Source organism: Lysobacter sp. M15 (assembly GCF_022662515.1).
In the GTDB taxonomy this organism is placed as follows: domain Bacteria; phylum Pseudomonadota; class Gammaproteobacteria; order Xanthomonadales; family Xanthomonadaceae; genus JAKPBU01.
This window is the reverse complement of record NZ_JAKPBV010000007.1, coordinates 14,775-34,930: the sequence shown is the minus strand read 5'-3', so window position 1 is coordinate 34,930 and position 20,156 is coordinate 14,775. Positions and strand designations below refer to the sequence as shown.

Genomic DNA, 20,156 nt, shown 5'->3' with positions numbered 1-20,156 from the left:
CTTGCTCGCCACGCGGGGCGAGCTGGACTGGCTGGGGGCCTACGCCCCAAAGCAGCCGCGCCGCAGCGGCCATAGCGTCCCGGCGTTGCTGCTGCTGGACGGTGACGATCCGCTAATTGAGCGCGAACGCCGACGTCCATTGCTGCCGGCGCCGCGGCGGCTGTACTTCTACCGGCATCCCAACGTGGCGGCACTCCAGCACTGCATCACCAGCGAGGCCAATGCCTGCCTGGACAAGGATGCGTCGCCGGACACGGTGTTGCGCGCAATCCACGCTGCCGAGTCAGGCTTGTTCGTGGTGGCGCCGGAGTTGTTGCTGCGGGCAATGCACGAAGGCGGCGAAGTGCCGATGCCGGCGCCGGCTGATCCACCGGGCGACTGGTCGGCGCTGACCGAGCGTCAACGCGAGATCGTGCGCTGGGCCGCGCGCGGGATGAGCAACAAGCAAATCGCGCGCCAACTTGGGATCAGCCCGGAAACGGTGAAAACCCATTTGCACCATGTGTTCGAGCACGAAGGCATCAGTGGCCGCGTCGCTTTGCTTGTCGCGCATCTCGACGACATCGAAGCGCAAGTGCGCACAACCTGACGTGCGTTGGCTTGGGCGGCGGTGACGTCCGCCCGCGGCTGCCTTCAGGCAGCCGTGACATCCCGCAGTTCCCAGCCGCTGCCGGCCAGCAGGCGCAGGCGATGTTTGAGCACGGCGCCCGGCAGCGTGGTGGTGACGACCAGATCGATGTGCACATGATCCTGCTGACCGTGCACGGTCGCGTCCGGATCGGTCGCGCCCAACGTCGGATCCACGGCGTCCGGGTCCTCCTGTCCCGCGCGCCAGCGCTCGAACAGCACGTCGCTGCGCAGCGCGTCCTGCAGTTGCGCGGCGAATCCGTCCGCGCCCTGCGCGGAGAACGAGCATGCGCTGTCGCTGCCGCGCGCCTTCTGCGGGTCGGGAAGGCTGAGGTAATAGCGAGTCGCCATGGTCGCATCCCCGTGCAAAGCCAGGGAACAGATTAGCGAATGCATGTTAGCGGCATATCAACGCAGCGGCCCGTCGCCGCGATCCGCGCAGATGTCTAGTCGAATGCCGCGGCCTCGCCTGCGAAGCCCGCGACCAGCGCGCCCTTGCCCACGTTGACCATGCCGGTCAGGCTCATCACGCTTTCGAACACTTCGACATTGTGTTCGGCGCAGACGTCGATCAGGCGCGAGTAGCCCGGCAGGGCACGCATCGCCTCCAGTTCCCCGCCATAGCTCAGCGCGACCGTGGGCGTCATCAGTCCGGCGGCCACGCGCCTGCCGACGAAGCCGAACAGGCGCTCGGCCGCGGCTTCGAACCCCTTCACCTTCGCGACCGGACCGGTCTCGCCGCGGTGGCAGTGCAGGATCGGCTTGATGTCGAGCGCAGTGCCCATGGCCGCGCTCAGGAAACTCACGCTGCGGTCGCCGCGACGCCGGATCCGGTTGCGCAGGTGGTGCAGGTCCGGCGGGACCATGTACCCGTGCGTATGCATCGCCAGGTTCTCCAGCCGCGCGCGGATCTTGGGCGCGCCTTCGCTGGCCGCGCGCAGGCGGGCGGCTTCCACCGCCAGCACGCCGGAGGCGGCAAACACGTTCTGGCTGTCCACCACCCGCAACGAGAACGGCGTGGCGTTGCCCGCGGCCGCCCGCACCGGCTTGTAGTCGTTGAGGATCGAGAAGCTGGCCTGCATCGCGTTCTCGTAGATCGCGCTGCGGGTCCGGGTCATGGTGATGCAGAACACATAGTCGTAGTCGAGCACCAGCCGCGACAGGAACAGGTCGTGGATCTGCTGCACCGTGAACGGCGTGGTGTCGGCCTCGGCCGCGCGTGCGGCGACGTCGCCGCTGAGGAAATTCAGCGCGGCTTCCTCGTTGCGGGTGTCGGCGAGGACGGCGTTGCCGATCTGCACCGTGACCGGCAGGATGGTGACGTGCTCCTGCTCGTAGAACGAGGGGGGCAGGTCGATCGAAGAGTCGACCACGATTCCGATGCGCATGCGCTCTGGTCCGGCGGAACTGCAGGCCCGCAAACTACCGCATCGCGATCAGGCGCGCATGCGGCGGTGCAATGCGTTACAGGCTAGCGGCGCCGCACCCCGACCGGAAGCGAGGCGAGGCGACGCATCTGCGCATCGTCGAACAGCGCTGGGTCGCGCAGCGCCTCCAGGGCGAACGCGTGCGCGTCATTGCCCCAGAACAGCAGGTTGCCGACGGCCAGCGTCGGCACGCCGAAGACGCCGGCCTGCAGCGCTTCCTCGGTGTTCTGGCGCAGGGCCTGCTTCACCGCGGCGTCGGCCGGCAACGCCGGGTCCATGCCGAGCCGGGCGCACACGGGCGCAAGCGCCTCGACGCTGTCGCCGGCCCGGCCCTGCACCCAGATCCAGTCGAAGATCGCATCTATCGCCTCCACCGAGGCCCCGGCCGCAATCCCCAGCCGCAGTGCCGCAAGCGGGTTGAACGGGTGTGCGGGCGGGAACACGAGCGGTACGCCTGCGCGCCGCGCCTGCCAGAGCACGTAGCGATAGGTGAACTCGCGCTTCCCTGGAATCTCCGCGGGGCCTTTGTGTCCATGCGCATCGAGCACCGTCGCGAACAGGATCGGCACGCACGCGACCTCGCGCTCGCCCATCAGTGCCCGCACCTTGGGCCAATGCAGGTACGCGAACGGCGAAATGAAGTCGAAATACCAGCGGATCGGCGGCGCGTCGCTCATCGCGTCAATGCCATAGCCCCAGGATCAGCCCGTACAGGGCGAACTGCAGGGTGTGGTAGCCGGCATCGATCAGCCACAGCTTGAGCGAGCGTCCCGCGAAGGCGTAGTTGATGCCGAAGCTGGTGGCCACGTACGCCAGCCCGACCATCAAGCCGGCATGCACCGCGTGGTGCATCTCCGGGCGCGGCCCGAGGAACCAGGCGAAGGCGAAAGCAGCAGCCAGCGAGGCGATGGCCGCGGTGCCGAACACCCGCGCCGGATGGCCGTTGGGCTTGTCCGGGTCCACGCCTGCTTCCCGGCACCAGACGCGCTTGAACAGCGGCCCGTACCAGATTCCGCCAAGCACGAAAGCCGATGCTGCCGCGACCAGCACCGCCCATAGATTGAGATCGGGCATGTTGAGTTCCGGCATGGTGTTCTCCCCAGCGTGGTTGCCCCGCGGCGCAGCTTACTCCGGGCCGCTTGCTGACACCGCCGCATCGTCCGACACTGCGAGCCTGGCTGGGGGATCGACCATGGCGCGCGTGCTGTTCTGCTGGCTGGCTGCGTGTCTGCTGGGTCTGGTATCGGGGCAGGTGGGCGCGCAGCCGAGCGGCATCGTCCAGATCAGTCCCGAAGGCCATTCGGGCGGGCCGCCAACCACGGCGCGCGTGATGCTGCTGACCGGTGCGGTGCAGGGCAGCGGACAGTGGGTCGTGCGACCCGTGCCTGCCGCTGGCCCACGCCTGTTGCTGGTCTATCACCCCTACAGTGCGCGCGTGACGGTTGCGCGCGCGGGCGGCCCGGCCCAGACGAAAACCGTCTTCGATCGCCAGCTGGACCCGCGCTTCTCGCGCCGCGCACTGGTGTTTCCGTTCGAGGGCGACCAGCCGCTGGTGGTGTCGGTGCAGGGCGCGCGCTATCCGCTGCAGGTGCAGGTGCTCGGGCCCGACGAGCATCTGGCCACCGACCTGGTCCACGTCAGGGTGGTCTCGGTCGTGGTCGGCGTGCTGGTCGGCATCGCCCTGGTCGTCATCCTGTTCTGGCTGCTGCTACGCGAACGCGTCTACCTGCTGTACTCGGCGACGATGGCGCTGCAGCTGCTGTATCTGCTGTGCGCCTATGGCGAAGCGTATGCGTTGCCTGGCCTGCGCGAACTGGCCCGCTTCGGCGCGCCTGGCATCTGGACCGTCGCCACCCTGTCGACCGTGGTCTCGTCGCTGTTCCTGATCGAATTGGCCGACCTGGACACCTATACGCCCCGGCTGAGCCGGCTGTTGCGCTGGATCGGCGCCTGGACGCCTGCGCTGCTGCTGGTGCCGCTGTGGCTACCCTGGCCGGCGGACAAGAGCTGGTTTCCGAACGTCGGCAACCTGCTGCTGCTGGTCGCCAACGTGCTCGGTCTGCTGGCGCTGGCCAACGCCTGGCGCCGGGGCAACCGGCGCGCCGCGTATGCGCTGCTGGCCTGGGTACCGCTGGTGGTGTTGTCCACCGCGCGGGCGGTGCAGCTGTCGACTGGCGCACCGCTCGGGCCGGCGGTCGAGTACGGCCTGCCCGTGGTGCTGGCGCTCGCGGCGGTACTACTGGTCCTGATCCTGGCCGACCGGATGCTTGCGGTACGGCGCGAACGCGACGACGCGCAGGCGGTCGCCGAACGCGACGTGCTGACCGGCGTGTTCAACCGCCAGGGCATCGAACGCCAGCTCGAGCGCGAAATGGCCGAAGCGCGCCACACCGACGGCGACCTTTCCCTGCTGTTCCTGGACCTGGATCACTTCAAGCAGATCAACGACACCCACGGCCACGCCGTGGGCGATGCCTGCCTGCGCGCGATGGTGCGCGCGTCGGTCGGCGAAATGCAGCACCTGGATACCATCGGCCGCCTGGGCGGCGAGGAATTCCTGGTGCTGTTGCCCGGCAGCAACCGCAGACACGCGCGCGATGCCGCCGAGCGCATCCGCCGCACCATCGAAACCCGCTGCGCCACCGTCGCGGACCGGCCGGTTGCGCTGACGCTCAGCATCGGGGTGGCCGAATTCGGCCACAACGACACGCGCGAAGCCCTGTTGCGTCGCGCCGATCAGGCGCTGTACGAAGCCAAGCGCAGCGGACGCAACCGGGTGGTGGTCAGCGCCGCCGAAGCCTAGCGACCCTGCGCGGGGTAGGCGCGCGGCAGGCCGCCGGCTTCCGCAGGCGTGAGCCCGTGCAGATAGCGATCGCGCAGCTCGGTCTGGCGCGAGCGCATCGGGATCGCACGCCCATCCAGCCACACCTGCTGCGCCAGGCTGCTCACTTCCAGCGGATCGCCGCTCCACAGCACCAGGTCGGCCCGGCGCCCCGGTGCGATCTCGCCGATCTGGTCGGCCACGCCCAACGCTTCGGCCGGCACCGAGGTCAACCCGGCCAGGCCGGCTTCCCAGGGCAGGCCATTGGCCACCGCATTGCCGGCCAGCTGGCGCACCTTGCGCGCGTTGTGCGAGGCATCGCCCGATTGGGTGAAGCCGACACGCACGCCCGCGGCCTGCAGCCGCGCGGCATTCTCCATCGTCGCGCCGATACGGTCGAAGTTGCCGGGCAGGTTGGCCAACGGGTCGACGAAGACGGGCACCTTGGCGGCGGCCAGCTGCGGCGCCAGCCGCCAGGCTTCGGCACCGCCGGAAATGGCGATGCGCACGTTGCGCCGCTGCGCCCAGCGCAGCAGCTGGCGGATGTCGGCGGCGCGATCGATGCGCACCATCACCCGGCCACCGCCGCCGAAGTATTTCGCCAGGGTCGCGCGGCCCGCGGGCGTGAGCAGGGCCATGCTCGAATCCTGGCCGATGCGGCCGCGCGATTCATCGATCAGCTGGTCGAGCAGCATCCACTGCGCGGCGCGCGATTCGCCGGTCAACTCCGCCGCCCCGCTGCCCAGGTCCACGAACAGCACGTGCGCGCCGATCGGGTCGGCGCTGCCGTCGAGCCGGACCACGCCGCCCTGTCCGCCGATGATCGAGCCGCCGGCGGCGGTGCCGGCGCCCAACAGGGTCCAGCCGATGCCTTCGACCCGCGCCACCGGCACCAGCAGCGAGTCGGGGTTGTAGGCCAGGGTCACGTCGAACTCCGGGCGCACCGTCATGTGCTTGGCGTCGGCCCCGAGCGCGAGCGAACCATCGGTGGTGGCGTCTTCGCCCGAGACTTCCTCGATGCCGATGCCGGTGATGCCGCCGAACAGCGCCGGCGTGACCGGCCGTCCCTGCGCGTCGACCACCTGGGCATCGCCCGCCGCCAGGCCGGTACCGACGGCGGCGATGCGCCCGCCGCGCACCAGTACGTCCGCGTTCTGCAGCGTGCCGCGTGACGTCGCCGTATGCACGGTGGCATTGCGGATCAATACGTCTTGGGCGAGGGTAGGGCTGGCGACAAGCACGGTTGCGAGCACACAGGCGACCAGCCATAGCGGTCGTGGGAGCGGCTTCAGCCGCGAATGCTTTTCGTCGCAGGAGCATTCGCGGCCAAGGCCGCTCCCACGCTGGCCGTTCGGACACTCGGCGCCGACACGTGTCATCGCACACCTCCGGTGGCCGCCGCGCCCTGGCCGAGCATGAAATCCGACTTGGGCTGGCGCGAGGGATCTGCGCGGTCGTAGACCCGCGCGCCGTCTACGTACACCTGTTCGGCGTGCGCATACACGCTGAAGGGATTGCCGCTCCACAGCACCACGTCGCCCATCTTGCCCGGCGCCAGCGTGCCGGTCATGCCGTCCACGCCCATCGCCTTCGCGGGATTGAGCGTGATCCAGCGGATCGCGCGCTCGGGCGGGATGTCGATACCCACCTGTCTGGCATGCGCCATCACCTTGGCCGCTTCCTGGTTAAGCCGCTGGATGCCCTCGTCCGAATCCGAATGCACGATCGCGCAGCCGTTCTGCGGCCGGTCCACCAGGGCGATGTTCTCCTGGATGCCGTCGAAGGCCTCCATCTTGAAGCCCCACCAGTCGGCCCACAGCGCGCCGCACACGCCTTCCGCGGCCAGGCGATCGGCCAGCTTGTAGGCCTCCACGCCGTGGTGGAAAGCGGCGACCTTGAAGCCGAATTCCTTGGCTAGGTCGAGCATCGTCGCCATCTCGTCGGCGCGGTAGCAGTGGATGTGCACGCGGATGTCGCCGTTGATCGCGCCGGCCAGGGTGTCGAGCTTGAGGTCGCGCTTGCCGCCGGCATCCTTGTCGGAGTCTTCCTTGCCCTCCTTGGCCGGTGCGGTGCGCTTCTTCAGGTACTCGGCCGCATCGATGAAGGCGGCGCGGTAGCCGGCCACGTTGGCCATGCGCGTCGCTGGCCCGCCCTTCTGGCCGTACACGCGCTTGGGATTCTCGCCGCAGGCCATCTTGAGGCCCCAGGGCGCGTCGGGGAACTTCATCCCCTGATAGGTGGTGGACGGCACGTTCCTCAGGGTCACGCCGCGACCACCGACCAGGTTGGCCGAGCCGGGCAGGATCTGCAGCGTGGTCACGCCGCCGGCCATCGCCGCCTGGAAGCCCGGATCCTGCGGCCACACCGAATGCTCGGCCCACACGTTCGCCGTCACCGGCGCGGTGGCTTCGTTGCCGTCGCTGTGCGCGTTCATGCCGGGGCTGGGATACACGCCAAGGTGCGAATGCACGTCGATCAGCCCGGGCGTCACCCACTTGCCGCTGCCATCGACGCGGATCGCGTCTGCCGGCGCCGACAGCCCGCTGCCGACCGCGGCGATCTTGCCGCCCTGCAGCAGCACATCGGCATTGTCGATGCGCTCGCCGCTGCCGGTGAGCACGGTCGCGCCGGAAATCAGCACCGGAGGGGAGGCGATCGCGCGATAGGTACTGGGATAGGGATCGTCGGTGAAGGACGGGCGCGCGGCCGATGCGGATGGGTCCGGGGCATCGGTCCGCGCCGATGTGCTGGCGCAGCCCAGCAGCAACGTGGTCGCCAGCGCGGCGGTCAAGGGTTTGAGCATGGCGGTTCCCCGGAAGCGAACCGGAAACCTAGCCGCTGCGCGTCGTGCTGCCAAGCCTGACGATGGTCATGGGACGGTGTGACGAAATACCCTGCGTGCTCGGTGAGCGTCCTTCGACTTCGCTGCGCTACGCTCAGGACCAACGGTTCAATACTCCCCGTTCGCCCTGAGCGTAGGGGCCGGAGGCTCCGAAGTCGAAGGGCTTGGAACAAACGGCTTCGTCCCTTCTGGAAACATTGGTCCCCGGATCAAGTCCGGGGCAGGCTCTGAGCGTAGGCGCGCAGCGCCGAAGTCGAAGGACTCGGGGCAGCGGTTTAAGCTAGGCGCATGAAGGAAAAGTCCCAGATCGTCGACAACTGGCTGCCGCGCTACACCGGCGTCCCGCTGGATGGGTTCGGCGAGCACATCCTGCTGACCAATTTCGGCGGTTATCTCGGCCATTTCAGCCGGCTGACCGGTGCCGGGGTCGTCGGCATCGACCGGCCGATGCCCAGCGCCACCGCCGACGGCATCACCATGATCAATTTCGGCATGGGCAGCCCCAACGCCGCGACCATGATGGACCTGCTCTCGGCCATCGCGCCCAAGGCGGTGCTGTTCCTGGGCAAGTGCGGCGGCCTCAAGCGCAAGAACCAGCTCGGCGACCTGGTGCTGCCGATCGCGGCGATCCGCGGCGAAGGCACCAGCAACGACTATCTGCTGCCGGAAGTGCCGGCGCTGCCGGCGTTCGCCCTGCAGCGCGCGGTCTCCACCATGATCCGCGACCTGGGCCACGACTACTGGACCGGCACCGTCTACACCACCAACCGGCGCGTGTGGGAACACGACGATGCGTTCAAGGAACGCCTGCGGCTGATGCGCTGCATGGCGATCGACATGGAAACCGCCACCATCTTCGCCGCCGGATTCGCCAACCGCATCCCTTGCGGCGCGCTGCTGCTGGTCAGCGACCAGCCGATGGTGCCGGAAGGCGTCAAGACCGAGGCCTCGGACGCGAAGGTCAGCGCGGAGTACGTCGAGCGCCACATCCAGATCGGCATCGAGGCGCTACGCTTGATCCGCCGGCACGGCAAGTCGGTCAAGCACCTGCGGTTCGACGAGTGATGCGCTGTTCCAGGCCGCTTCGTGGGAGCGAGCTCGCTCGCGAATGCTCCTGGCGAGCTGCTGTGTCCGTTAAAGCATTCGCGGCCGAAACCGCACCCACCGGAAGTGAATCTGTTTCGACAAGGAGACCCGAATGGCCATCCAGACCTACACCGGCAGCTGCCACTGCGGCAACGTGAAGTTCGAGGTCGACCTCGACCTGGCCGAAGGCGGCGGCAAGTGCAACTGCTCGATCTGCCGCAAGACCCGCAACTGGTCGGCGAGCGTGAAGCCCGAAGCCTTCCGCCTGTTGAGCGATCCGGAGGCGACGACCGACTATTTCCGCAATGGCGTGGTGCACTGGCCGTTCTGCAAGACCTGCGGCGTCCGGCCCTACGGGCACGGCGACATTCCCGAGGCCGGCGGTCCGTTCGCCTCGGTGCAGCTGGCCTGCCTGGACGCACCGGCCGAGGAGCTTGCCGCGGCGCCGGTGCGCTACGCCAACGGACGCGACAACGACTGGTGGCACGAGCCGTCCGAAGCTGAGAAGAAGTTCCTGTGACGAATCGGACCGATGCTGGCGACGTCGTAGCGTTCTGGCGCGACGCCGGTTATCCGAAGTGGTTCCAGGGCGGCACGACGTTCGACGAAGACTGCCGCGACCGCTTCCACGATGCCCATTTCGCCGCGGCGCGCCGCGAGTGCGAAGCCTGGATGGACAGCGCCGAAGGCGCGCTCGCGCTGGTGCTGCTGCTGGACCAGATCCCGCGCAACGTCTTCCGCGGCAGCGGGCATGCGTTCGCGACCGATCCGCTGGCGCGGCATTACGCGGCCCGCGCGCTCGCAGCCGGCTTCGACCTGCAGTGCGATCCGGCGCTGCGGCTGTTCTTCTACATGCCGTTCGAACATTCCGAGGACGCCGCCGAGCAGGCGCGTTCGGTCGAGCTGTTCGCCGCGCTCGGCGACGACAATCTGATGGGCTACGCGGTCGCGCACCGCGATGTCATCGCGCGCTTCGGCCGCTTCCCGCACCGCAATCGCGCGCTGGGTCGCGACAATACGCCCGACGAGCAGGCGTGGCTGGATGCGGGTGGAGGCTTCTGAAGTTGTGTAGGGAACGTTCGCGACCGGAGTCAGGACAGGGTCAGTACCGCGGAATCGACGGATCGACCGCCTCGGCCCAGGCCTCGATTCCGCCTTCGACGTTGTAGACCTCGCGGTAGCCCAGTTCGCGGAAGTGCTCGGCCGCCTCCTGGCTGCGGTTGCCGTGATGGCACAGGAAGGCGAGCGGCGTGTCGGTGGGCAGTTCGCGGATCCGTGCGATGCCCTCGTCCAGATGCAGATACGGCAGCGGCACCGCGGCGAGTGCGCGTTCCTCCGCCGGACGCACGTCGACCAGGGTGAGACTGCCGACGCGCGTGCGGGCTTCGGCGTCGATCGGCGAAAGCGCGCGCACCGGTGCAGGCGCATTCGGATTCTCGATCACCAGGCCACGGCCGCGGTCGTCGTCGGCCCAGTCGATCGACAGGCCCTCGGCGCGACGCGCGCCCGCCAGGTCGAACTGCAGCGGGATGCCGTCGACTTCGGTCACGATCGCGGCGGGGTTGCGCGGCGCCAGCTGCAGCCGGGTGCGGAAGCGCGGATCGATCTGCAGCTGGATCACGACCTCGCCACCGGCGTCGTCGAGGGCCTGGCGCAGCATCTTCACTGCCGAGGGAGTCAGGTTGACGCGCGGCGGGGTGCGGTCGGGCTTCGGCAGGCCGAGCGCGGCATGCAGTTCGCCCGAATTGGCCATCTGCTCGACGATGTCGCTGCCGCCGACCAGTTCGCCGCCGATGTACAGCTGCGGGATCGTCGGCCAGTCGCCATAGGTCTTGATGCCTTCGCGGATCTCCGCGTCGGACAGCACGTCGACGTGCGCGTACTCCACGCCCAGGTCGCCGAGGATGCCCACGGCCTTGGCCGAGAAGCCGCACTGCGGCGCCGCCGGTTCGCCTTTCATGAACAGCACCACGCGGTGCGTCTGCAGCAGCGTTTCGATGCGTTGGCGGGTATCGGGGGACAATGACATGACGGCGATCCAGGGCGGGGGCAGCGATTCTACGCCGTGCGATCATGCCGGCATGTCGTTGCCCCGCTTCCATCGGCCGCCGCGCCGTCCGCATGCGTGGCTATGGGCGCTGTTGCTCTCGCAACTGCTCGTGGCGGCGCTGTGGTGGCGCTTCGGCTGGCGGCTGGGGCTGCCGGTCATGATCGCCAGCCACCTGCCGTTATGGTGGGGCGTGCTGTGGCCACAGTCGCGGCTTTACGGGCCCGTGCTCACGCGATTGCCAGTCGAGGACCGGCGCGTATGGCTGACCATCGACGACGGGCCTTCGGCCGACACGCGCGCCATCCTCGACCTGCTGGACGCGCATGGAGCCAGGGCGACGTTCTTCCTGGTCGGCGATCGCGCGCGCGCGCGACCCGACGACGCGCGCGAGATCGTGCGCCGCGGCCACGGCATCGGCAACCACAGCGCGGGCCATCCACAGGCGTGGTTCTGGGCGCTGGGTCCGCGCACCATGGCAGGCGAGATCGAACGCGGGCAGGAAGCGTTGCGCGCGATCACCGGCGTGAAACCGCACTGGTTTCGTGCCGTGGTCGGCATGGCCAATCCGTTCGTATCGGCGCCGCTGAAGCGGCTCGGGCTCGCGCGCGTAGCCTGGAGCGCGCGTGGCTACGACGGCGTGGGCGCATCGCCCGAACGCGTGGTCCGGCGGATCGCCGCCCAGCTGTCGCCCGGCGCCATCGTGCTGTTGCACGAAGGCGGTGCGGCGACGCGTAGCGTGGAGACCATCGCCCTGCTGCTCGATCGCATGCGCGCCGAAGGCTACCGCACCGTGCTGCCCGAGCAGCTGTAGGCGCTTACGTCCGGGTCGCCACGATCAGCCAGTTATTGAACGGCGTATTGCCGTACAGAGGCTGGAAGCTGGATTCCAGCCCGGCTGCGTGGAGCCGCTGCTCAAGGAAGGCGCGACTCGGATAGCGACGCGGATTCGTCTGCATCCACCCGGCAAGATGCCCGAACCAGTCCGCCGCGCGCGTGGTGCGATGCCGCCCACTGTCATCGCCCAGGCCGCTGCGGATGACCAGCCGCGCACCCGGCACCAGCATCGCGGCGGCCGCGTCGAGCATGGCGTGTTGCGCCTCGTCCGGCAGGTAATGCAGCACGTCGAGGATCGCGACGCTGCCGCGATGATCGGGCAGCGCCTGGACCAGATCGGCGGTCGTGAAGCGCGCGTCGTGCAGGCCGGCGCGCTCGGCGATGCGTGCGGCGCGCGCGATCTTGCCGGCGTCGATGTCGACGCCCGCGTACGGCTGGCGCTGGCCGTCGCCGCGCAGCGCATGCGCCAGCAGGCCCAGCCCGCAGCCGAGGTCCAACAGCGGCGCATCGCAGCCGCGCAATGCGGCGAGGACCCCCGGATACAGCGGATCGCTGCGTAGCTTGGCGAGCGTGTAGTAGTAGTCGTAGCGGTTGCCGTGCCAGCGCGCGGGCCGGAAGGCGCGTGCGATGCGCGCGGCCGTTTCCCGGTCGAAGGGCTGTACGTCGTTGATCATGGCGTCGATGCGCTCCGGTGAAGCGGCAACCTAGCAGACGAGGCTCACAGCACGTCGCGGTCGGCGCGACTTCGCGCCCGCACCGTGACTCGCGGTCCAGCGGCGTTCTATGTGCCGTTCTTCAATGCCGCGCGCACCGCGGGCTGCGCCAGCTGTGCCCAACGCGCGTACATCGCCGGCCCCGGATGCAGGCCGTCGGCGGCGAGCATTGACTCGTCGCCACCACATTCGCGGCTGAGCGGCGTGATGTCGACGAAGGCGACGCCGTGCCTGGCGCAGACCGCGCGCGCGGAGGCGTTGTAGGCGTCCAGTTCTGCCGATACCTGCGCCAGGGCGCGCCCGCTGCCGGCGCCGAATCGGGTAGAGCCCCAGTCCGGAATCGACAGCACCACCACCCGCTCCGGCCGGCCGCCGGCGAAGCCGATCGCGCGCGCCAGCAGGCGCTCGAATTCGGCCGCGTAGTTGTCGAGGTCGCGCCCGCGGTACTGGTTGTTCACGCCGATCAGCAGCGTGACCAGGTCGTAGTCGCTCGCCGGCGCCTCGGCATCGATCGCCGCATCCAGCTCATCGGTCGTCCAGCCGGTCATGGCGATCGTGCGCGGGTCGTGCAGCGCAATGCCCGCGTCGCGCAGCGCGGCGGCGAGCTGATGGGTCCAGCGTGCGTCGGCCGCGACGCCTTCGCCGATGGTGTAGGAATCGCCGAGCGCGAGGTAGGACAGTCCGGTCACATCGCCTCCGGCGGGCATCGCCGGCAGGGGATCACGCTGCAGACTTCGCGCCGACCTTCAGCGGGACGACCTTGCCCGCCGCCTCGGCGCGCCGCGACAGCACCCGGTCGATGCGGGCGAAGACTTCCCGCAGCACCGCGGCCTCGGGCAGCAGCGTGACCCGGAAGCGGTTGCGATAGGGCACGTTGAAGCTGGAGCCGGGCACGATCAGCACATCCTCGGTCTCGAGCATCTCCAGCGCGAAGGCATGGTCGTCGAAGCCGCGCGCCGCGTCGCCGACCACGCCGGGGAAACCGTACAGCGCGCCCTGCGGCGCGACCAGGGACAGGTGTTCGCTGGCCTGGCAGCTTTCGATCAGCGCGCGCCGGGTCTCGTACAGCCGTCCGCCCGGCTGGCACAGCGCGCCGATGGTGTCGGCGCCGTGCAGCGCCTGTTCGATCGCGAACTGCCCCGGCACGTTGGCGCACAGGCGCAGCGCACCCAGCAGGTCCATGGCGTGGTGGAAATCGCCGCTGGCCAGCGGATCGCCGCTGAGCACCGCCCAGCCCACGCGCCAGCCGCAGGCCCGGTGCACCTTGGACAGGCCGCCGAAGCTCAGGCAGGGCACCTCGCCGGCCACCGGAGCGATCGGCTCGAAACGATGGCCGTCGTAGAGGATGCCGTCGTAGATCTCGTCGGCCATCAGCAGCAGGCCATGCTTGTGCGCGATCGCGACGATGCGCTCGAGCAGCGCGCGCGGGTAGTTCGCACCGGTGGGGTTGTTCGGATTGATCAGCACGATCGCGCGGGTGCGCGCGGACACCAGCGATTCGATCTGGTCCGGGTCGGGCAGGAACCCGTCCTCGGGCGTGCAGCGGTAATACACCGGACGGCCGTCGTTGAGGATCGTCGCCGCGCTCCACAGCGGATAGTCCGGCGAGGGCAGCAGCACCTCGTCGCCCGGGTTGAGCAGTGCGCGCAGCGAGATGTCGATCAGCTCGCTGACACCGTTGCCGATGAAGACGCGCTCGGGCGACGCGTTCGGCGTGCCGCGCGCCTTGTGGAACGCGGCCACCGCCTCGCGTGCCTCCGGCAGCCCCTGCTGGTGGGTGTAGGGGTCGGTATGCGCGATGTGGTCGGCGATCGCGCGCTGCAGGTGGTCCGGCGCGCGGAACCCGAACGCCCCCGGATTGCCGATATTGAGTTTGATCAGGGTGCGGCCCTGGGCCTCCAGTTCGCGGGCGCGCCGGGCCAGTTCACCGCGGATTTCGTAGCGGACTTCCGACAGGCGCTGGCGGGTCTTGAGGCTAGGGGGTGACATCGGGCAGGCGGGCGGGGCAGGGAATATGCCAGCCTAGCGGAAACCGGCGCCGGGTTCAGCCCGGACGAAGCAGATTTTGCGGCGATTTGCTTTTCCCCTGAACCGGATCGAAAGTCGAAGGCACCCGACCCCGGCGACCCACGGGGGCGCCGAAACGGCGCGCTCACGATACCTTTGGTCCCTCCCATCGCTGTTGCTACCGATCCCTGCATGGCTGATATGCCCGTCGAGCTTCCCGAAACCATCGAACGCAGCACCGGCGAGGCGCCGGGCTGGAGCGTGATCTGGCTGCACGGCCTGGGCGCGGATGGCAACGATTTCGTCCCGATCGTGCCCGAGCTGCTGCGGCCGGAGTGGCCGGCGATCCGGTTCGTCTTCCCGCATGCGCCGGTGCGCGCGGTGACGATCAACGGCGGTGCCCGGATGCGCGCGTGGTACGACATCCGGGACATGGACCTCTCCAATCGCGCCGACGCCGAGGGCGTGGACCAGTCGATCGCACAGGTCGGTGCGCTGATCGCGCGCGAGGGCGAGCGCGGGGTGCCGCCTGCGCGCGTGTTCCTGGCCGGGTTCTCGCAGGGCGGCGCGATCGCCCTGGCGGCGGGTATCCGCCGGCGCGAGCCGCTGGCCGGCCTGATCGCGCTCTCCACCTACCTGCCGCTGGGCGCGGCGACCCTGCAGCCGCTGACCGCACAGGCCCGCACGCAGCCGATCTTCATGGCCCACGGCCTGCACGATCCGGTGGTGCCGTACACCGGCGGCAAGCGCAGCCGCGATGCGCTGCGCGACGCCGGATTCGATGTCGACTGGCACGCGTGGCCGATGGCGCACCAGGTGTGCGCCGAGGAAATCGGCGCGCTCTCGGCCTGGATGTCGCGGCGCTTCGCGCAAGGCTGATGGCCGGCGACGCGCCCGCGCCCTGGCTGCCGGATCTGTGCCGGCTCAGCCGGCTGGCGGTGCTGTTCGGGGTGGCGGAAATGGTGGTGCTAGTCGTGGCGCTGGCCCCGGACGGTGGCGCGCCCTGGAATTTGAACCGGTTCGTCTCGGGCAGCGGTTTCGCCCTGTGGCTGGCGCTGACCGTGGCGGTGTTGCTGTGCGTGGCCCGGAGGCGGCTCTCGCGCCTGCCGCGCGCGCTCGGCGGTGCGCTCGCCCTGCTGCTCGGGGCCTCGGTCGCGGCGGGCGGCGCGGCGCTGCTGTATCTGATCGACACCAACCTGGGCGCGGGACTGGTGCCCGAGGCCGTGACCGTGCAGCGCTTCGCCTTTGGCAGCGCCGCGCTCACCGTGCTGGTCCTGGCGGCGGTGCTGCCCTACCTGTACGCGGTGGAAGCCTGGCGCGATCAGGTCCGCGCCAGCGCCCGCGCCGAGGTCGACGCGCTGCAGGCGCGGATCCGCCCGCACTTCCTGTTCAACAGCATGAACACGATCGCCGGGCTCGTGCGCAGCGACCCGAAGACCGCCGAGCGCGTGGTGCTCGACCTGTCCGACCTGTTCCGGGCCGCGCTCCAGGCCGGCGAGGTCGAATCCAGCCTGGCCGAGGAGGTCGAGCTGGCCGAGCGCTACCTGGCGATCGAGTCGCTTCGGCTCGGAGCGCGCCTGCAGGTCGAATGGCACAAACAGGACCCGCTGCCCTGGCGACTGCCGCTGCCCCGGCTGGTGCTGCAGCCGCTGGTGGAGAACGCCGTGCTGCACGGCATCTCGCGTCTGCCCGAGGGCGGCACGATCGAGATCGACCTGGCCGAATCCGACGATCTGCTGCGCATGCGGGTGCGCAATCCGGCGCTTCCGCCACGTGAACGGGATGGCGGCGCCGGGGCTGGACATGCGCAGCGCAGCATCGGCCATCGGCTGGCCTACGCGTTCGGGCCGCGCGCGCGCATGGCGGCCGGGTGGGAGGATGGCTACTATCAGTGCGAACTGCGCATTCCGACGACCCCCCAGCCGCTGAGGACCTGATGGCCGTGGCAGCGATCCAGGTGGCGACGTGCAAGGTAACGGCATGAAAGTGGTCATCGCCGACGACGAGCCGCTGGCGCGCGAACGCCTGCGCAGCCTGCTGGCCGAGCAGCCGGATGTGGAAGTCGTGGCCGAGGCCACCGATGGCCACAGCGCCCTGCATGCCTGTGCCGAACACATGCCCGACGTCGTGCTGCTGGACATCGCGATGCCCGGCATCGACGGGCTGGAGACCGCGCGCCATCTGGCCGCCTTCGAACCGCGCCCGGCGGTGGTGTTCTGCACCGCCTACGACGCGCACGCGCTCTCTGCATTCGAGGCCGCGGCGGTCGACTATCTGGTCAAGCCGGTGCGTCCGGAGCGCCTGGCGGGCGCGCTCGAGCGCGCGCGGCGCTTCATGGCGGGGCGTCGCACCGCCGAGGAACCGGGCGCGGGCAAGCGTCGCACCCATCTGTGCGCGCGCATGCGCGGCTCGCTGCGCCTGATTCCGGTCGACGATGTGCACTACCTGCAGGCCGAAGAGAAATACGTGGTGGTGCATCACGCACGTGGCGAGGACCTGATCGAGGAGTCGCTCAGATCGCTGGAGGAGGAATTCGGCGAGCGCTTCGTGCGCATCCACCGCAATTGCCTGGTGGCGCGCCACGAGCTGGTCGAACTGCGCCGCGCCGCCGACGGCCACGTGCACGCGATCCTGCGCCACGGCCGCGAGCCGCTGGAGGTCAGCCGACGCTGCGTCGGCCAGGTGCGCGAGACGGTGAAGCATCTTTGATGCCGGGATTCGGGATTCGGGATTCGCGAAAGCGGGCGACCGCTAGAATCCGCTAGCAATCCCCAATCCCCAATCCCGAATCCCGTGCTTCTTCGCATCGCCACCCGCAAGAGCCCGCTCGCCCTGTGGCAGACCGAACACGTCGCCGCGCGTCTGCGCGCGGCGCACCCGGACCTGGCGATCGAGCTGGTGCCGCTGTCGACCCGCGGGGACGAAGTTCTGGATCGTTCGCTATCGGCGATCGGCGGCAAGGGACTGTTCCTGAAGGAACTGGAAGAGGCGATGCAGCGCGGCCACGCCGACTGCGCCGTGCATTCGCTCAAGGACGTGCCGATGGCGCTGGAACCGGACTTCGCCCTGCCGGCGATCCTGGCGCGCGCCGACCATGCCGATGCCTTCGTCAGCAACGGCTACACCGGCATCGATGCGCTGCCGCCAGGCGCGCGCGTGGGCACGTCCTCGCTGCGCCGGCAGGCGCAGCTGCGCGCGCGCCGCGCCGACCTGCAGCTGCTCGACCTGCGCGGCAACGTCAACACCCGCCTGGCCAAGCTCGATGCGGGCGACTACGACGCGATCGTGCTGGCCTGCGCCGGATTGCAGCGGCTCGGCTTCGAGGCGCGTATCCGTGCCCGGCTCGATGCTCCCGACTGGTTGCCCGCGCCGGCGCAGGGCGCGATCGCGGTGGAATGCCGGGAAGGCGATGACGCCACCCACGTGCTGCTGTCCGTGCTGGACGACGCCGCCACGCGCACCTGCGTCGAGGCCGAGCGCGCCCTCAACCGCGCGCTCGATGGCAGCTGCCAGGTGCCGATCGCGGCCTTTGCCGCATTGCAGGCCGGGCAGTTGCGGTTGCACGGCCTGGTGGGCGATGCGGGCGACGGACGCATCGTGCGCGCGGACGGGCAGGGCGATCAGGGTGATCCGGAAGCGCTGGGCCGGCGCGTGGCGGGGCTGCTGCTTGAGGATGGTGCCGGCGCCCTGCTCTAACGTGAGTGCGTGCCGCGCGCGTTTTCACCGTGTCCGGGGTTGCTAGAAGGTGCGGCGCAGCTGGAAGCTGCCCTGGGTCGAAGGCGCGCCGTCGTTCGTCGTGTCGTCGCGAAGCTGTTCCAGGCGGGTGGACAGGGTCCATTCCGGGCGCAGCAGCATTTGCAGGCCGATCGCACTGCGCAGCTGCATGCCCTGGTCGCCGGCCTCGACCAGGACCTGCTGGGTCAAGGATGCGCGCTTGCCGAAATCGCGCTGCATGGTCAGGTTGCCGAGCATGTCGGTGCTGCCGCGACCGCCATCGCCGGCGCTGTCGTGCTCGATCTGCAGGCCGGAATTCAGGCGCAGCTGGGGCATCAGGCGCATGTCCACCCCCAGCGCGTTATGCACATAGGTATTGGCGCGCCCGGTTTCGATCACCAGCTCCTGCTTGAGGTCGGCGTTTTCGCCGATGCGCTGCTCCAGCAGGACCCGGCCGCGGGCGATCGGCCCCAGTTTCGCGGTTCCCTTGTCCAGGTAGGGCTGCAGTCGCACGCCGGTGCCGGCCTCGATCTGCAGCGTGGTGTCGCCATTGCGGATCGGGGCGATGCCGTAACCGGTGACGGCACGGCTGTAATCCACGCGCTGGTAGATCCAGTCAGGACGGGAGACCGCAACCTGGAGTGCGGTGCCGCCGCGTTGCTCGCCCGGAAGCGTGGAACGCACCACCGGCTGCTCGTCATCGCGGTAGGCGTAGGTCGTGGCCGGTGCCGGCGGTTCCCACTCGGCGCCCACGCACGTCAGCCGCAGGCAGGGCCGACGCAGCGAGACCTCGCCCGCGGCGAGCGCGATCGCGGCAGGTTGTTCGGGGACGGCGGCGAAAGGCTGCTGGAAGACCGGAAGACCGGCGACCACGAGCCAGAGCGAGGCAAGCATGGACAGGCTGGAAGCGGTTACAACCCCATTCTGCCGGCCCATCACGACAAATTCCACCGCCGGCGGCGGTCCACGCGCGCACGCGGTTCACGCTTCGACGATTGCGCAGGGACCGGCCGCCCGACGCTGCGGGCCCCTCAGTAGTACAGCGTGACCATGTGCCGTGCCTGGGCGAAAAACAGCCAACGCTCGACGAAGCTGCCTGCCAGGATCGCCGCCGCGGCCGCGCCCCAGCCCCAGCTCGCCTCCAGCCCGGCGTGCATCGTCAGATAGACGGCCAGCAACGGCACGCCAGTGAACAGCAGCAGCGCCAGCGCACGCAATCGCCGCGCATGCCGGCGCGCGACCACGAACGCCATTTCGCGCGTGATGTAGCTGGCTTCGGTATGCGGACGCTCGAAGACCGAGACCGCACGTCCCGGCAGCCCGACCGCGTCGCCGCGATCGGCGGGCAGTTGCGTCCGGTCGAGGGCGCGCCAATAGCCCAGCTTGAGCCCGGCCGCGAGGGTCGCCAACAGCGCCAGCGCCGTGGCGACGATGCGCATCGCAGGCAGAGCGGCAGCTGCGGACAGGATCGCTGCCAGCAGTGCCAGGCCGCCCAGCAGCGCGAAGACCAGGTAGACCGGGACGACCAGCCGGTGGCGCCAGGCAGGTATCGGCTTGAGCGAGGCGTAGATCATCGCGGTGCAGACGATCGTCGCCAGGGCGCAGGCGATGGTGGCCAGGGCGATGACGAGCACTGCGACCGTCGGTCCGGACGAGCGAAAAACGACGGACTCGGGATCGAGCCATTCGAGCCAGGCCATGCCGGCCAGCAGCAGCGCGGGAATGTAGGTGACCACTGCCATCACCCCTTCCCGCGACAGCCAGGAGGTGCGCCACTGCGAGAACGCGCGCCAGGCGCGCACCGGTTTGCCCAGGTGCAGCATCGAACTGAGCAGGCCGACGGTCGCCAGCACCAGGCCGGTGAGCGCGCACACCAGCAGTCCGCCGGCATCGCCCGGCCGCGCATACAGCGCGACGAGCGCGGTCCAGATCAGCAGGCCGTAGCCGGCGCCGGACAGGGTGGTGAACAGGATGACGGAAAGGGCTGGATGCACGGCGCGGTCGCGGATGGAGGTGCGAAGGAAAGATGCGGTCA

The 20,156-nt window shown here is 69.5% G+C and carries 22 protein-coding genes; 10 read left to right on the top strand and 12 right to left on the bottom strand.

Translation table 11 applies throughout. The features are described 5' to 3' along the window. Positions 1-85 precede the first annotated feature (85 nt). Positions 86-589: a LuxR C-terminal-related transcriptional regulator gene (locus MC380_RS06455; protein ID WP_242163737.1), complete on the top strand. Its 504-nt coding sequence runs from the start codon at positions 86-88 to the stop codon at positions 587-589. A 44-nt stretch (positions 590-633) separates the two neighbouring features. Here MC380_RS06455 and MC380_RS06450 read toward each other — a convergent pair whose 3' ends face one another. The 4 genes from MC380_RS06450 to MC380_RS06435 form a co-directional block, all read right to left on the bottom strand. Next, positions 634-978, bottom strand: a complete 345-nt coding sequence (locus MC380_RS06450; protein ID WP_242102410.1) for a hypothetical protein — start codon at positions 976-978, stop codon at positions 634-636. Positions 979-1,073: 95 nt separating this feature from the next. Then, on the bottom strand, positions 1,074-2,015 hold the full coding sequence (locus MC380_RS06445; protein ID WP_242102411.1) for a DegV family protein: 942 nt from the start codon (positions 2,013-2,015) through the stop codon (positions 1,074-1,076). An 83-nt stretch (positions 2,016-2,098) separates the two neighbouring features. Continuing rightward, positions 2,099-2,731 (bottom strand): 2-hydroxychromene-2-carboxylate isomerase, encoded by a 633-nt coding sequence (locus MC380_RS06440; RefSeq protein ID WP_242102412.1) that lies wholly within the window; start codon positions 2,729-2,731, stop codon positions 2,099-2,101. Between the two features lie 4 nt (positions 2,732-2,735). Beyond that, on the bottom strand, positions 2,736-3,143 hold the full coding sequence (locus MC380_RS06435; protein ID WP_242163734.1) for a DUF1761 domain-containing protein: 408 nt from the start codon (positions 3,141-3,143) through the stop codon (positions 2,736-2,738). A gap of 103 nt (positions 3,144-3,246) precedes the next feature. Between MC380_RS06435 and MC380_RS06430 the strand changes: the two genes are divergently transcribed. After that, entirely contained in the window at positions 3,247-4,857 is a 1,611-nt protein-coding gene (locus MC380_RS06430; protein WP_242102414.1) for a GGDEF domain-containing protein, read from the top strand. On the opposite strand, the gene MC380_RS06425 is transcribed toward MC380_RS06430, so the two are convergent. Both MC380_RS06425 and MC380_RS06420 read right to left on the bottom strand, forming a co-directional pair. Beyond that, positions 4,854-6,254, bottom strand: a complete 1,401-nt coding sequence (locus tag MC380_RS06425) for an amidohydrolase family protein (RefSeq protein WP_242102415.1) — start codon at positions 6,252-6,254, stop codon at positions 4,854-4,856. The genes MC380_RS06430 and MC380_RS06425 overlap by 4 nt on opposite strands. Beyond that, positions 6,251-7,678, bottom strand: coding sequence for an amidohydrolase (locus MC380_RS06420; protein WP_242163732.1), 1,428 nt, complete (start codon positions 7,676-7,678; stop codon positions 6,251-6,253). Before MC380_RS06420 ends, MC380_RS06425 begins: the two co-directional genes overlap by 4 nt. A gap of 327 nt (positions 7,679-8,005) precedes the next feature. On the opposite strand from MC380_RS06420, the gene MC380_RS06415 reads away from it, so the two are divergent. From MC380_RS06415 to MC380_RS06405, 3 genes are all read left to right on the top strand, one after another. Next, complete coding sequence (locus tag MC380_RS06415) at positions 8,006-8,782, top strand: AMP nucleosidase (protein ID WP_242163730.1); 777 nt, start codon at positions 8,006-8,008, stop codon at positions 8,780-8,782. 133 nt (positions 8,783-8,915) lie between these two features. Then, positions 8,916-9,323, top strand: a complete 408-nt coding sequence (locus MC380_RS06410; RefSeq protein ID WP_242102418.1) for a GFA family protein — start codon at positions 8,916-8,918, stop codon at positions 9,321-9,323. Next, on the top strand, positions 9,320-9,865 hold the full coding sequence (locus MC380_RS06405; RefSeq protein ID WP_242163729.1) for a DUF924 family protein: 546 nt from the start codon (positions 9,320-9,322) through the stop codon (positions 9,863-9,865). Before MC380_RS06410 ends, MC380_RS06405 begins: the two co-directional genes overlap by 4 nt. Before the next feature lie 40 nt (positions 9,866-9,905). On the opposite strand, the gene grxD is transcribed toward MC380_RS06405, so the two are convergent. Continuing rightward, the gene (gene grxD, locus MC380_RS06400; RefSeq protein WP_242163727.1) at positions 9,906-10,832 is read right to left on the bottom strand and encodes a Grx4 family monothiol glutaredoxin; all 927 of its coding nucleotides are present in this window, start codon (positions 10,830-10,832) and stop codon (positions 9,906-9,908) included. 52 nt (positions 10,833-10,884) lie between these two features. Between grxD and MC380_RS06395 the strand changes: the two genes are divergently transcribed. After that, complete coding sequence (locus MC380_RS06395) at positions 10,885-11,664, top strand: polysaccharide deacetylase family protein (protein WP_242163724.1); 780 nt, start codon at positions 10,885-10,887, stop codon at positions 11,662-11,664. A 4-nt stretch (positions 11,665-11,668) separates the two neighbouring features. Here MC380_RS06395 and MC380_RS06390 read toward each other — a convergent pair whose 3' ends face one another. From MC380_RS06390 to MC380_RS06380, 3 genes are all read right to left on the bottom strand, one after another. Then, on the bottom strand, positions 11,669-12,361 hold the full coding sequence (locus MC380_RS06390) for a methyltransferase domain-containing protein (RefSeq protein ID WP_242163721.1): 693 nt from the start codon (positions 12,359-12,361) through the stop codon (positions 11,669-11,671). 107 nt (positions 12,362-12,468) lie between these two features. Then, positions 12,469-13,107 (bottom strand): SGNH/GDSL hydrolase family protein, encoded by a 639-nt coding sequence (locus tag MC380_RS06385; protein WP_242102423.1) that lies wholly within the window; start codon positions 13,105-13,107, stop codon positions 12,469-12,471. A gap of 13 nt (positions 13,108-13,120) precedes the next feature. After that, a complete protein-coding gene (locus MC380_RS06380) occupies positions 13,121-14,389 on the bottom strand; it encodes an aminotransferase class I/II-fold pyridoxal phosphate-dependent enzyme (RefSeq protein ID WP_242102424.1) in 1,269 nt (422 codons plus the stop codon). Positions 14,390-14,608: 219 nt separating this feature from the next. On the opposite strand from MC380_RS06380, the gene MC380_RS06375 reads away from it, so the two are divergent. The 4 genes from MC380_RS06375 (at position 14,609) to hemC (ending at position 18,103) form a co-directional block, all read left to right on the top strand. Continuing rightward, positions 14,609-15,286 carry an alpha/beta hydrolase gene (locus MC380_RS06375; RefSeq protein ID WP_242163872.1) on the top strand — a complete coding sequence of 226 codons (678 nt, stop codon included), beginning with the start codon at positions 14,609-14,611 and terminating at the stop codon, positions 15,284-15,286. Further along, complete coding sequence (locus MC380_RS06370; protein ID WP_242102425.1) at positions 15,286-16,344, top strand: sensor histidine kinase; 1,059 nt, start codon at positions 15,286-15,288, stop codon at positions 16,342-16,344. The genes MC380_RS06375 and MC380_RS06370 overlap by 1 nt, the downstream gene beginning before the upstream one ends. A 43-nt stretch (positions 16,345-16,387) precedes the next feature. Then, the gene (locus MC380_RS06365) at positions 16,388-17,116 is read left to right on the top strand and encodes a LytTR family DNA-binding domain-containing protein (RefSeq protein WP_242102426.1); all 729 of its coding nucleotides are present in this window, start codon (positions 16,388-16,390) and stop codon (positions 17,114-17,116) included. Positions 17,117-17,200: 84 nt separating this feature from the next. Beyond that, positions 17,201-18,103 carry a hydroxymethylbilane synthase gene (hemC, locus tag MC380_RS06360; protein ID WP_242163718.1) on the top strand — a complete coding sequence of 301 codons (903 nt, stop codon included), beginning with the start codon at positions 17,201-17,203 and terminating at the stop codon, positions 18,101-18,103. Between the two features lie 42 nt (positions 18,104-18,145). Here hemC and MC380_RS06355 read toward each other — a convergent pair whose 3' ends face one another. Next, entirely contained in the window at positions 18,146-19,015 is an 870-nt protein-coding gene (locus tag MC380_RS06355; RefSeq protein ID WP_242102428.1) for a DUF481 domain-containing protein, read from the bottom strand. 137 nt (positions 19,016-19,152) lie between these two features. Continuing rightward, positions 19,153-20,115, bottom strand: a complete 963-nt coding sequence (locus tag MC380_RS06350) for a DmsC/YnfH family molybdoenzyme membrane anchor subunit (RefSeq protein WP_242102429.1) — start codon at positions 20,113-20,115, stop codon at positions 19,153-19,155. Positions 20,116-20,156: the final 41 nt, after the last annotated feature.

Coding starts and splice junctions, on each gene's coding strand:
- MC380_RS06450 (WP_242102410.1), bottom strand. CDS start 978: ATGGCGACTCGCTATTACCTCAGCCTTCCCGACCCGCAGAAGGCGCGC.
- MC380_RS06445 (WP_242102411.1), bottom strand. CDS start 2,015: ATGCGCATCGGAATCGTGGTCGACTCTTCGATCGACCTGCCCCCCTCG.
- MC380_RS06440 (WP_242102412.1), bottom strand. CDS start 2,731: ATGAGCGACGCGCCGCCGATCCGCTGGTATTTCGACTTCATTTCGCCG.
- MC380_RS06435 (WP_242163734.1), bottom strand. CDS start 3,143: ATGCCGGAACTCAACATGCCCGATCTCAATCTATGGGCGGTGCTGGTC.
- MC380_RS06430 (WP_242102414.1), top strand. CDS start 3,247: ATGGCGCGCGTGCTGTTCTGCTGGCTGGCTGCGTGTCTGCTGGGTCTG.
- MC380_RS06425 (WP_242102415.1), bottom strand. CDS start 6,254: ATGACACGTGTCGGCGCCGAGTGTCCGAACGGCCAGCGTGGGAGCGGC.
- MC380_RS06420 (WP_242163732.1), bottom strand. CDS start 7,678: ATGCTCAAACCCTTGACCGCCGCGCTGGCGACCACGTTGCTGCTGGGC.
- MC380_RS06415 (WP_242163730.1), top strand. CDS start 8,006: ATGAAGGAAAAGTCCCAGATCGTCGACAACTGGCTGCCGCGCTACACC.
- MC380_RS06410 (WP_242102418.1), top strand. CDS start 8,916: ATGGCCATCCAGACCTACACCGGCAGCTGCCACTGCGGCAACGTGAAG.
- grxD (WP_242163727.1), bottom strand. CDS start 10,832: ATGTCATTGTCCCCCGATACCCGCCAACGCATCGAAACGCTGCTGCAG.
- MC380_RS06395 (WP_242163724.1), top strand. CDS start 10,885: ATGTCGTTGCCCCGCTTCCATCGGCCGCCGCGCCGTCCGCATGCGTGG.
- MC380_RS06390 (WP_242163721.1), bottom strand. CDS start 12,361: ATGATCAACGACGTACAGCCCTTCGACCGGGAAACGGCCGCGCGCATC.
- MC380_RS06385 (WP_242102423.1), bottom strand. CDS start 13,107: ATGCCCGCCGGAGGCGATGTGACCGGACTGTCCTACCTCGCGCTCGGC.
- MC380_RS06380 (WP_242102424.1), bottom strand. CDS start 14,389: ATGTCACCCCCTAGCCTCAAGACCCGCCAGCGCCTGTCGGAAGTCCGC.
- MC380_RS06375 (WP_242163872.1), top strand. CDS start 14,609: ATGCCCGTCGAGCTTCCCGAAACCATCGAACGCAGCACCGGCGAGGCG.
- MC380_RS06370 (WP_242102425.1), top strand. CDS start 15,286: ATGGCCGGCGACGCGCCCGCGCCCTGGCTGCCGGATCTGTGCCGGCTC.
- MC380_RS06365 (WP_242102426.1), top strand. CDS start 16,388: ATGAAAGTGGTCATCGCCGACGACGAGCCGCTGGCGCGCGAACGCCTG.
- MC380_RS06355 (WP_242102428.1), bottom strand. CDS start 19,015: ATGCTTGCCTCGCTCTGGCTCGTGGTCGCCGGTCTTCCGGTCTTCCAG.